The sequence below is a fragment of the Bacillus sp. ISL-77 genome (assembly GCF_018613105.1).
Genome location: NZ_JAGGQY010000010.1, coordinates 73,394 through 84,989, shown reverse-complemented (window position 1 = coordinate 84,989; position 11,596 = coordinate 73,394). Strand labels below are relative to the sequence as shown.

12 protein-coding genes and 1 riboswitch are annotated in these 11,596 nt (G+C 38.4%); of the genes, 8 read left to right on the top strand and 4 right to left on the bottom strand.

What is annotated here, in order from left to right; translation table 11 throughout:
* Both J7E77_RS03360 and J7E77_RS03355 read left to right on the top strand, forming a co-directional pair.
* The coding region (locus J7E77_RS03360) for a GNAT family N-acetyltransferase (protein WP_374102942.1) at positions 1-230 on the top strand (230 nt) is incomplete at its 5' end.
* A gap of 201 nt (positions 231-431) precedes the next feature.
* Positions 432-599 carry a DUF2187 family protein gene (locus tag J7E77_RS03355; protein WP_251027978.1) on the top strand — a complete coding sequence of 56 codons (168 nt, stop codon included), beginning with the start codon at positions 432-434 and terminating at the stop codon, positions 597-599.
* Positions 600-951: 352 nt separating this feature from the next.
* Here J7E77_RS03355 and J7E77_RS03350 read toward each other — a convergent pair whose 3' ends face one another.
* Positions 952-1,101, bottom strand: coding sequence for a hypothetical protein (locus J7E77_RS03350; RefSeq protein ID WP_214712336.1), 150 nt, complete (start codon positions 1,099-1,101; stop codon positions 952-954).
* A gap of 1,064 nt (positions 1,102-2,165) precedes the next feature.
* On the opposite strand from J7E77_RS03350, the gene J7E77_RS03345 reads away from it, so the two are divergent.
* Complete coding sequence (locus J7E77_RS03345; RefSeq protein WP_214712421.1) at positions 2,166-2,708, top strand: acyl-CoA thioesterase; 543 nt, start codon at positions 2,166-2,168, stop codon at positions 2,706-2,708.
* A 175-nt stretch (positions 2,709-2,883) separates the two neighbouring features.
* On the opposite strand, the gene J7E77_RS03340 is transcribed toward J7E77_RS03345, so the two are convergent.
* Both J7E77_RS03340 and J7E77_RS03335 read right to left on the bottom strand, forming a co-directional pair.
* Positions 2,884-4,383 carry a sodium:solute symporter family protein gene (locus J7E77_RS03340; RefSeq protein ID WP_214712335.1) on the bottom strand — a complete coding sequence of 500 codons (1,500 nt, stop codon included), beginning with the start codon at positions 4,381-4,383 and terminating at the stop codon, positions 2,884-2,886.
* The gene (locus J7E77_RS03335; protein ID WP_214712333.1) at positions 4,383-4,586 is read right to left on the bottom strand and encodes a DUF3311 domain-containing protein; all 204 of its coding nucleotides are present in this window, start codon (positions 4,584-4,586) and stop codon (positions 4,383-4,385) included. Before J7E77_RS03335 ends, J7E77_RS03340 begins: the two co-directional genes overlap by 1 nt.
* A 300-nt stretch (positions 4,587-4,886) precedes the next feature.
* Between J7E77_RS03335 and J7E77_RS03330 the strand changes: the two genes are divergently transcribed.
* Positions 4,887-5,363 (top strand): VanZ family protein, encoded by a 477-nt coding sequence (locus tag J7E77_RS03330; RefSeq protein ID WP_214712332.1) that lies wholly within the window; start codon positions 4,887-4,889, stop codon positions 5,361-5,363.
* 479 nt (positions 5,364-5,842) lie between these two features.
* Positions 5,843-5,928, top strand: a riboswitch (cyclic di-GMP riboswitch).
* A gap of 755 nt (positions 5,929-6,683) precedes the next feature.
* On the opposite strand, the gene J7E77_RS03325 is transcribed toward J7E77_RS03330, so the two are convergent.
* Positions 6,684-7,667: an LCP family protein gene (locus J7E77_RS03325; protein ID WP_214712329.1), complete on the bottom strand. Its 984-nt coding sequence runs from the start codon at positions 7,665-7,667 to the stop codon at positions 6,684-6,686.
* A gap of 337 nt (positions 7,668-8,004) precedes the next feature.
* Between J7E77_RS03325 and rfbA the strand changes: the two genes are divergently transcribed.
* Genes rfbA through rfbB form a run of 4 tightly spaced genes read left to right on the top strand, consistent with a single transcriptional unit; the run spans position 8,005 to position 11,343 of the window.
* On the top strand, positions 8,005-8,883 hold the full coding sequence (gene rfbA / locus J7E77_RS03320; RefSeq protein WP_214712327.1) for a glucose-1-phosphate thymidylyltransferase RfbA: 879 nt from the start codon (positions 8,005-8,007) through the stop codon (positions 8,881-8,883).
* 13 nt (positions 8,884-8,896) lie between these two features.
* Positions 8,897-9,445: a dTDP-4-dehydrorhamnose 3,5-epimerase gene (rfbC, locus tag J7E77_RS03315; RefSeq protein WP_214712325.1), complete on the top strand. Its 549-nt coding sequence runs from the start codon at positions 8,897-8,899 to the stop codon at positions 9,443-9,445.
* A gap of 15 nt (positions 9,446-9,460) precedes the next feature.
* Positions 9,461-10,315 carry a dTDP-4-dehydrorhamnose reductase gene (gene rfbD / locus J7E77_RS03310; RefSeq protein WP_214712323.1) on the top strand — a complete coding sequence of 285 codons (855 nt, stop codon included), beginning with the start codon at positions 9,461-9,463 and terminating at the stop codon, positions 10,313-10,315.
* Entirely contained in the window at positions 10,315-11,343 is a 1,029-nt protein-coding gene (gene rfbB, locus J7E77_RS03305; RefSeq protein WP_214712322.1) for a dTDP-glucose 4,6-dehydratase, read from the top strand. Before rfbD ends, rfbB begins: the two co-directional genes overlap by 1 nt.
* Positions 11,344-11,596: the final 253 nt, after the last annotated feature.

Below are 11,596 nucleotides of genomic sequence, written 5' to 3'. Positions count from 1 at the left end.
ATGCTGGAAAAGGTATTGGTCGAAGATTAGTTAATCGTATTCTAAGTGATGCACCGAAACTTGGAATTAGCCGTGTAATGTCTTTTACATACGAAACAGAGTTTTTCAAAAAATGTGGTTTTAAGATCGTCGCAAAGGAGACTTTGCCTGAAAAAGTGTGGGTGGATTGTATGAATTGTCCTAAGTTTAATTGCTGCGATGAAGTCGCAATGATTAAGTATGTTGGGTAAGGAGTCAGATAGGTTGCATACAGTGATATTAACTTGGTAGTTTACAAGAGAAATAGGAATGGCGCCATTATGTGGTGCCATTTTCTTCGTTGTTTAGGAGATGATAAATTCCTAGATTTGTAATGGTACAATGTGACCTGCGAGAAAAGACCCAAGTAAATAATCGCCACTTGGGCGGTGATTTAAGTCGAGTTAACTATTTTGTTCAAAGATAAGAGAAGGAAAAATGAAAATTCAGTCATTGTGAATATAACCGAAAATAAGACGAAGTGGGAGTTTGAAGGAAATAAAACCGTTGTGGCACATAAAAATTACAAGGTTTTTGTTGTGCATGACGTGAAAGCAAACGTCATATATACCCGATTTTAAAAGAATTGATTTGTGGTCAAAAAGTGGTTACCGTAGAAGGTAAAGAGTAGATTTTGCCCATTATTCTTAAATTAATAGTAAGTATAACTATGATATTTTTTCTGAATATTCATTAAAACTTAAAAATGTAAGCGTTTTCTATTATAATAAATAGTGGGTTGGATGGCATGTGTGGCCGTCATCGTATTTGGCGTATGCGGGGCCGATACTAGGGACAATGTTGAAATATCTTTGTGGTGATATACTAAACATCATTCGTTAAATCTTGTGTAAAATCAAGGATGAAGAAGAAAATAACAAAAACTTATTACAAATAAGATGTGCTGGATAGTATAAATGACTATCCAGTTTTTTATTGGGAATAGGTTTCATACTTCAAGATTTTAGAAACGACATTTATGACACCGTAACTCTCTAAAATTCCATCTAAAGATATGAAATAGGAAAACGAGTTGACCCCCTCTCGTTGTGGATGATAGCTGCTATGTTTCCATTCCTCCATATAACAGCCTTCTCAGCGGAAGCGTTGTTATCCACATTCTGCTGGAAGGGCCGAATATCTTAACTAACGCAAACACTGAAAAATGTCACCGTTTCATTCGTTATATTTCATTCATTTTTTCGTTTTGTTCCATTTGATTTAATTTCTTCATTGTGTATCTATTGAAAAAAAATAACATGAGGATGAAAAAAATTAAACATCCACCCATAATCCACAAGAAATATTGCATCCAATCAATGAGAACTGAAAACTCCATTCAAATCCCCCTTTAATATTTACCTGCCTTTCATTATTTCTACATTATGTAAATAATTTCCTCCTATTAAAGAGCAATAATGTAGGGTTTGAAATTTTTAAGTTATGTATTTATTTGACCATTACATGGGTTACGAAAAAGAAATCAAGGTTGATGGTGGATCATAAGCTATATAAGCATTGGTATATCGATGACTTTATTGAGTATGCCGGAATACAAGAATTAGCCTAACGAAGTATTAAGCCTTTATTTTAGTACAGACATTCTTTAGAATGTGAAAATTCCAATGGAAGGATTGCTGTAAGAGGATAAAGGTAGCTCAGGTAACTCCTGCCCTATGGTGAGCTCAAAAAGAGACCGAAAGACATAGGTGTTCGCAAGAAGGCTAAACCCTAAGCCAGCGAAGGGTTGGACAATTGTCTTTACTTGAAAATCTAAGGGGCTGGTAGTACCCCTAGTATAATGCATCGGTTTACATAATACACTACTAAATTTTTGTGGTATCTACTGGTATGATGGTGTTTCTAATTAGGGATAAGAAAAGGGGAATTAGCTATTCCAAAAGTTCCCCCATAAAGGTTTTTTATATGGAAATATAATTTTTAAATATTTTATTTATTTGAAATATTCAACTATCATTATTTATAAGCAATTAATAATTCTTCCTTAAATCAATGTCAACGCTTTTTTCAAACAGCCCACAAATCTGTCGAGTTATTTGGAGATACAGATTCTGTATTATCAGAAGGCAAAGAGCTATACAAATTCCCGTGGCGTATGTACGATGGCAACAACGGTTTAGATAACTATAAATAAGGAGAATAAGTATGGAAGAAAATATTGTAGAGAAACACGAGTTATACGAACAAGTCGTGTATTTCCAAATGATGTAAACAATCACAATACACTATTTGGGGGGAAATTAATGAGTGATGTGGACCAGGTAGCATCTATTTCCGCAGCTCGTCATAGTCGCAGGGAATGTGTAACTGCTTCAACTGATTCAGTTGATTTCTTATATCCTATTCGCACATCCGATTCGGTTTGTTTTGAATCATATGTGACATGGACAGGTACATCATCCATGGAAGTTTTTGTGAAGATTATTGCTGAAGATTTAAAAAGTGGTGAATGTAGAATTGCAGCAACTGCACTGTTAACGTTTGTCGCACTTGATCAAGATAAACGTCCAGCACATGTTCCAAAGGTCACTCCAGAAACAGAAGAAGAGAAAAAATTACATGAAACCGGACAAGACCGAGCAAGGGAACGTAAGGATAGAAAACAAAAGAGCAAAATACTAGCAGCTTTCCTAACAACAAATTACAACTTCACATCCATACTCCCTTAAAAGGAGTACTATTTTTTCAAAGCATTATCCATCCTTTTTCTCTTATTAATTAGAACATACCTTCTTAAACTAACCTGTTTCATTTAAGTCGAGGATTTTAAATGGAAAAAGGCCCTAGTGAGAATAACCTCTCCCAGGGCCTTTTTATGCATTGATAGGGTTGAAAATTCCCCCATTATGCGCCTTTTCTATGTTTTGATTGTACAGACTTTGAAGGATTAAACAGATACTCTTTTACAGAATTTGATTGATGTTTCGCTTTTGCTGTGAAAAAAGGATTTAAAATAATAATGGTTAAGAAGTTTGCTGATAATCCCCAAAACCCTTCGTAAATTCCATGCGAGCTGTTTGTTCCGTACACTGTAAATGTTGTTGCCAACCCAACAAGCAATCCAATGGTTGTTGCCTCTTTCGTTTGATTTTTCCAGAATAAGCTGACAACAATCGCAGGGAATATTTGAACCATTCCTGAAACACCTAAAAGCTGCAAAGATACTAATGCTGTAGGGAATAACAGTCCAAATAATAAAGCAAGACCAATGACAACAAACACCATTGAACGAGTTACGAGAGTTAATTTAGCCCCTTTTACGTTGGGATTGATTAAATCACGATAAATGTTGTTTGCAAATAAGTTGGAAGCACCGATCGCCATAATAGAGCATGGAATTAATGATGCTAGGGCAATCGTTGAATAAGCTAACCCTTGTCCAATACCACCGTATGAAACTTGAATTAGATTTAAAAAGGCAAAACGTGGATCGCTTCCAGCCGGTAACACATGGTACGCAACAAAGCCAAGGAAAATGACTAGGATTAAGACCACATTATATAAAGGCAAGAACATCGCATTTTTTCGAACGGCATCCGCACTTTTCGCTGTGAATACTCCTGTTGCTCCATGAGCCCACATAAATAATGCCAAGGCCGAAACTACAGAAGCTGTCATGAACCATGGAATGCCTTTGGGGCCATCTGTAGGAATCGTCAGCAATTGTGGTGATTCCTTCACAAGTGTATCAATCATCGGACTCCAACCGCCAAAATGGATAATCGGCAGAGAAACCACAAGGAATAACATAATCGCCCATACAAGAACATCTTTAATGATTGCTGTATAGGTTGGGCCTTTGATTCCGCTAAAGAATGTAAAAAGGGCCACAAGCAGGAATGACGTAATCACAACTACCTTAACATTGATATATCCTGTTCCAGCTACTTGAAGCGTATCTTGAATTCCGGCTAACTGCAAATCAATATACGGGATAAGCATCAATACACCGACAATAGCAATAATAGATGAAAGAAGTTTACTGCCAAAACGCTCTCTGGCATAGTCAGCAAGTGTGGTTAATTTAAATTGATTCGCTACTTTCCATAGCTTAGGAAGGTAAAAGTAAGAAACAAAATAGGCTAAAATACAGTAAGGAATAGCAAAGAATGCAAGACTTCCCCCTGCATAGGCTGTACTCGTCAGTCCCAAAAATGTATAAGCTGTATATAAATCAGCCCCTACTAAAAACCAAACTAGCAATCCGCCAAAGCGTCTACCGCCAACAGACCATTCCTCTACAGAACTTCGCGAAGATTTATTGCGCCCTGCTATAAATCCAATCAAAACAACGGTCAAGACAATGAATACTGTGATTAACAAAGCTGTCAAATTTCCATGCATTAGTCAAGGCTCCCTTCTGATTTTTGAAGTTGATAAATCCCAAGTGTGCAAAATGGTGTTAATACGATCCATAAAAAGAGCCAAAATTGAAGGAAGGGTAATCCTAAAACAACAGGGTCAATTCGATTTACGAATGGTAAAACAGCTAACTGAGAAATAAAAGGGAGTATTATTAAAAATACTTTCAAAAATTTTTTGCCCATTTGATGTACCTCCTGTTTGATATTCATATAATACTATTGTCTCGAAAATAGTATTGTTAAATAATTTTTCATGAGGGTTATAATAACAATTTTGTCGAGAGATTACAAGATAATTTTTTAATAATTTAAAAAAATCAAATTAACAAATTATTATAAGTTATTGGATTTATTTAGAAAATCACGGAAATAAGTGTCGCTTAGGGAAATTTTACTATAATTTTATATTCTCTGAAAAAATGGTAGAATGGAGGTTATATATTTTGGATAGTCAGAGTTGCAAATGGAGATGGAGCGAGAGTCATGTTAAAGTATCGAAAACTCATGTATCTTTTACCATGGCTAATTGTAGTCATTTGGATGTTACTCATATTTAATCTTTCGGCCCAGCCAGCTCAGAACTCTGACAAGCTTAGTATAGGAGTAACAGAGAAAGTGGTAGAAACCGTGGAGAAGGTTACTCCTGAAACGGAATTAAACTTAGACAGTTTGAATCATATCGTAAGAAAAAATGCGCATTTCTTTATTTACCTGGTCCTGGCAATATGGGTGCAGATTGCGTTAGGAGTTAATCGGGTCATAGGATTTAAACGCCTTTTGATCGTTATTGGGATCTGTGTCCTTTATGCGATCTCAGATGAATACCACCAGTTATTTGTAGCGGGCAGAGGGGCTCAGGTAAAAGATATTTTTATTGATAGTGCGGGAGTGATAGTGGGAATCGTGATTTATGGGATAGTGAATCGATTTTCATCAAAAAAAAGCGTAAAACCCTTATGAGATAAGGATTTTTACGCTTTTTTTAGATGATACTGTTGCCGGTCCAGCCTATTAGAAAATAAAATGAGTGATTACTTTGATCCAACCGAAAAACGCAATCCATAACGGAACACTAAGTGATGTACCCCAAATTAATCCAATTAATAGATTCCCCTGTTTGTCCATGAAATCCACTCCTATGATCGACATAGATAAACATTTATGTTTTTTATTGATAACGCTTTCAATAGTTGAGATCTCAAATAGGCCTTCCCCTAGGGGGTGTAAGTTTTCAGATTGTTTCCTTTATGATACCCAAACACTGTTCGGGAAAAAAGTAGAAATGTGCGAAAATTGAAAAAATATTTCGACAATAAATGTGGTGAAGTGTAAATGGATGTAAGACCGTCGTTGCGTCACTTTATTATCATATTAAATAGGTTTATAGGGCTATTAAATCCTAGTAATAGATGGTATAATATGAAAATAAACACATAGTTCGTACGAAAGGGCACTCCCATTGAAAGATGGTGTCGCAAAACTAGAGGGGCTAAGGTTTTCACAACTATGCTAGCCAGTTACCGAATATGATTGAACACCTTACTACGAATTATCAAACACACTCTAGGAGGTAATACTATGTTTATATTTATTGCAGGCCTATTTGTTGGATCGTTCTCTATGCTTTTGATTATGAGTCTAATGGTTGCAGCGAAAAGAGGAGACCAGTTAATCGAAACACATCAATAAATTGAAAGCGTTTTCTAGAACAATCCCGTCTTTTTAGGGGTTGTTTTTTTATTTTTAGGTGAGGCGATCAGAGATTCTATCACATTTTCGTTACCTAGTAGCTCTACGTGACTGTACTGAAAATTTTCGGACGTTTTAGGTCACGTAGAACCACCCTACGTGACTGAACTCAAGAAATTCCAACGTGTTGGGTAACGTAGAACCCCTCTACGTGACTGAACTCAATAAATTCCAACGTCTTGGGTAACGTAGAACTACTCTACGTGACTGAACTCAATAAATTCCAACGTGTTGGGTCACGTAGAACCACTCTACGTGACTGAACTCAAGAAATTCCAACGTGTTGGGTCACGTAGAACCACCCTACGTGACTGAACTCAAGAAATTCCAACGTGTTGGGTCACGTAGAACCACCCTACGTGACTGAACTCAATAAATTCCAACGTGTTGGGTCACGTAGAGCCACTTATCGTGACTGACTTCTTTGCCAAAGCCTATTTTTAAAAGGGTCTCCTCCCCACTCCAAAGCGAAAAAAAGCCAAATGATGCTTTATCATCATTCGGCTTAATAGAGTTACCAATCCATTCTATTTAAAAGTTCTGAGCTACTAGATCTTTGATTTTGTCCTGATTAATCACTAGCTGGTAGTTATTTGCTTTTAAGATATCATCGTACATTCTTTTTCCTTCACCGGGAATTTGGTGGTATTCCAACTGGGTGTTGGGGTCGAAATCTTTCGCTGCTAGTCCAAGGCTTAACATATCTTGTGTAGACATATTGGTCGCAATCACAAAGTCAGGGATGGATTTCACTAAAGAAGGCAAGTTGGTGATATTATTTGGACTTAAGGCTTTCTTTGCAATTCCTTTTAGTGCTTCTTCTTGTAACTTTTGCCGACCATATTCGCCACTTGCGAGGGAATAGCGCTCGTGTACAACCTCAGCTACCATTTTTCCATCAAAGGAATGGGTTCCTGCAGTTATCACTTTATCCTTGTTTTCACCATACCAAGGATGTGTTAATTTCACATCAAATGGTAAGCTCATCTCAATGCCATCGACGGCATCAACCATTGCTTGAAAGCCGCCATAATTGGTTTCGACATAGTAATTGATCGGAGTTCCCGTTAATTCAGCGACTGCATTGACTGCTGCTTCCACCCCTTTTTGGGCGCCTTTTGTGGCCTGCATAATATATTGAACACTTGTTAGTTTGGTATAGCCGTACCCATCTAAATGAACGCGGGTATCACGTGGAATGCTAATCGCATCATATTGATGTTTTGTTAAATCGACATGGACCAACATCATCGAATCCGAGTGACCTACATTTTGACCTTTCCGTTCATCGGACCCGATCAATAACAGGTTAAAAACGGGTTCTTTTACCTCGACAGATTCACTTGTTGATGTGGTATCGCCCGTTTTTCCTGAACTTACCACAGGCACCGTGGAAAAATGATTTGTCGGCTGTATCTTATAGTATTCATATCCAAGGCCCGCAACGATGAGTAAAATAATCCCCAATATGCTAAAGCCGGCAATCTTCCATTTGCGTCTATTCTTCTTTTTCATAATTTCCTCCGATGCATTGGCAAAATCAATTCTATTAATTTTACAGTTTTTAAATCATCTATTCAATCATAATTTATGGGAAATCATTGGCATTCTTGTGTCATCGAGTCAATCATTCTCAGATTCCCAGTTATCCTGAAATTAAGCTCGATTGCCAACGTAGAAATCGGGCTCTTTATTTTTACCAGCGTTAATTAAAACATCGAACATTCCTGTTCGTATGTAGCGGTGGAATATTTCGTGAACTACAAAATAAGCATATATACATAAAGGAATGAAACCCGATAGGCAGCCCAAACTAAAATTCCTTCCATAACGACCCGGAATGGAGGTTACGATGAAAGCTATTATTCTAGCAGGTGGAAGCGGGACACGCTTATATCCGTTAACGATGGTCACCAGTAAACAATTATTACCCATTTATGATAAGCCGATGGTCTATTATCCGCTTTCCACCTTAATGCTTGCAGGGATTCGTGATATTCTGATTATTTCAACTCCAGAGGATACCCCGCGTTTCGAGGCGCTGCTCGGAGATGGATCACAGTTTGGAATACATCTAGAATATAAAATCCAGGAGAGCCCAGATGGATTAGCCCAGGCTTTTTTAATTGGGGAAGAGTTTATTGGCGATGATTCTGTCGCGATGATTTTAGGAGACAATATTTTCTACGGCAGTGGGATGCGAAAAATTCTCCAACGTGCGGCTCAAAAGGAGAGTGGGGCAACCATTTTTGGTTACCATGTGCAAAATCCAGAGCGTTTTGGTGTAGTGGAATTTAATGAAAATGGAAAAGTATTAAGCGTCGAAGAAAAACCGCAGGTACCAAAATCAAATTATGCGATCACGGGATTGTACTTTTACGACAATCGAATTGTGGATATTGCCAAAAGTGTCAGACCTTCGGCACGAGGTGAGTTAGAGATTACCACTGTAAATGATCGATATTTACGGATGGAAGAACTTGAGGTTGAGCTGCTTGGTCGAGGTTTTACGTGGATGGATACGGGAACACATCAAAGTTTAGTGGAAGCCACTAATTTTGTAAAAACAATTGAGGATCATCAAGGAATTAAAATCGCGGCACCCGAAGAGATCGCCTATATCAATGGCTGGATTGATATTGATAGATTAATTGAATCAGGTGAGAAATTTTCCAAAACGGGTTATGGCCAATATCTATTAAAAGTAGCCAATGGCAGCATCAAGTATTAAAAGAGGTGATAGGTTGAATGTGATTGAGACTTCCCTGCCAGGGGTAATGATTATCGAGCCAAAACTTTTTGGCGATCATCGTGGTTGGTTTATGGAGACCTATAGCGAGGCAAGGCTTCAAGAAGCAGGAATCGTTGTGAAATTTGTTCAAGATAACCAATCATTCTCGGCAGCCAAAGGGACATTACGGGGATTGCATTATCAATTACATCCAAAAGCGCAAACCAAGCTCGTTCGCTGTACCAAAGGGGCGATATTTGATGTGGCCGTCGATCTTCGTAAAAGAAGCCAAACGTATGGAAAGTGGTTTGGAATCGAGTTAAGTGCGGAAAATAAACGTCAATTATTGATTCCTAAGGGGTTTGCACACGGATTTCTGACGGTGACCGATGATGTAGAAGTTCAATATAAAGTAGACCACTTGTATGCACCTGAATGTGACCGGGGCATCATCTGGAACGATCCAACCATTGGGATTGAATGGCCAGTTGAGATGACTCCGATACTATCAACAAAAGATGAACTGGCTCCGCTACTAGCAGATGCAGAAAATAATTTTTAATTTGGAGAATAAACGATGAAAATTCTAGTGACGGGTTTTACAGGACAGCTCGGTTTTGATGTGGTTCGTGAAGGGGCGAGGCGCAGTATTGAAATGGTTGGCGTGGGGTCAAAAGATCTGGACATAACAGATGAACGTTCTGTTTCCAAGGTTGTAAAAGAAATCAATCCGGATGCGATAATCCATTGTGCTGCCTATACGGCGGTTGATCAAGCAGAGGATGATCAAGAAAATTGCTGGAAGGTGAATGTCGATGGGACCAAGTATTTAGCCTGCGCCGCCAAGGAACTAAGGGCTAAATTTATGTATATCAGTACAGATTATGTTTTTGATGGATTGGGTGAAGTACCTTTTGACGAAACGAGCGAGCCCAACCCCGTCGGTTATTACGGTCAGACCAAATATGAAGCGGAGAAAATTGTCCAAACGATCTTATCCGATTGGTTCATCGTACGGATATCATGGGTTTTTGGACTAAACGGGAATAATTTTGTGAAAACAATGATGCGATTGTCTGAAACTAAAAATGGACTACATGTGGTGGGAGATCAAGTGGGTTCGCCAACGAATAGCTTGGATTTGTCACGTTTATTAATTGATATGATTCAAACGGATCGATATGGAATTTATCATGCCACGAATGAGGGATTCTGCAGTTGGGCTGAATTTGCTGAAGAAATTTTTCACAAAGCAGGCAAAATAGTAAAAGTTCATTCCATTAAAACCGAGGAATATTCGACCAGGGCAGTCCGACCCATGAATTCCCGAATGTCGAAGCAAAAGCTACTGGACAATGGATTTATTCCATTGCCGTCTTGGCAGGAATCCTTAGAGCAGTACTTAAAAGCGTTAAAGCAAGAGGTGGAGTAATGCAAGGGAAAAAGCTTCTTGTAACAGGTGGAGCCGGATTCATTGGTGGAAACTTTGTCCAACATATGATAAACAAATACCCTCAGTATGGTATTTATAATTTAGATGGGTTAACCTATGCGGGCGATCTAACCAAGCACCGTGAGATCGAAAAGATGGAAAACTATCATTTTATGAAAGCCGATATTGCTGATCGCGAAGCCATTCTACCGCTTTTTGAAAAAGAAAAGTTTGATTATGTGGTCCACTTCGCCGCAGAGAGCCATGTCGATCGCTCGATTACGGACCCAGAAATATTTGTTCGGACGAATGTGTTGGGGACGCAAGTGTTACTTGATGCCGCCAAACAAATAGAAGTCACCAAGTTTGTTCATGTATCAACAGATGAGGTATACGGTGAGTTAGAGCTGGATTCATCGACATTGTTTACAGAAGAGACGCCGTTACAGCCCAATAGTCCATACAGTGCTAGTAAAGCCTCCTCTGATTTCTTGGTTCGTGCTTATCACGAAACATTTGGACTGCCAGTCAATATTACACGTTGTTCCAATAACTATGGTCCCTTCCATTTTCCAGAGAAATTGATCCCGTTAACGATTTCTCGCGTAGAAAATAATCAGAAGGTACCAATTTATGGTGACGGAAAGAATATCCGTGATTGGCTGCATGTCCATGATCATTGTGCAGCACTAGACCTTGTTTTGCATAAGGGTGTTACCGGTGAAGTCTATAACATAGGCGGGCACAACGAGCGGACAAATTTAGAGGTGGTAAAAACGATTATTACCACGTTAGGAAAATCGGAAGAGTTCATTGAATTTGTCCCTGACCGTTTAGGTCATGATAAGCGCTACGCCATTGACCCTACGAAGTTGGAGAAGCTAGGGTGGAAACCAACTTACACATTCGAAACGGGAGTCGCTCAAACGATTGAATGGTATGTGGATAACAAGTGGTGGTGGGAGCAAATTATTAGTGGGGAATACAAGAATTACTTCAAGAAGCAGTATTCTTTAGATCAATCATAGATTGTCATAGCCAGGGATGGCTTAACTGCTACAAGTTCCATTTTAGTGAGAGTAGCTCACAACTATTAATAAATAAGAAGCGTTAGTTTAATAAATAAGTAAGATCCATCTTATCTAAGGTGGGTTTTTTACTTTGGGGCTATTTAGTTTCAAAGATTAAAACAAAAGGGTAATTTAAGATCGGTAAAAGGAGCCAGCCTTTTTTAGTTTATATGTTTCGACATTTTTCTGCATTCTAAGATGTGTAAAAAAA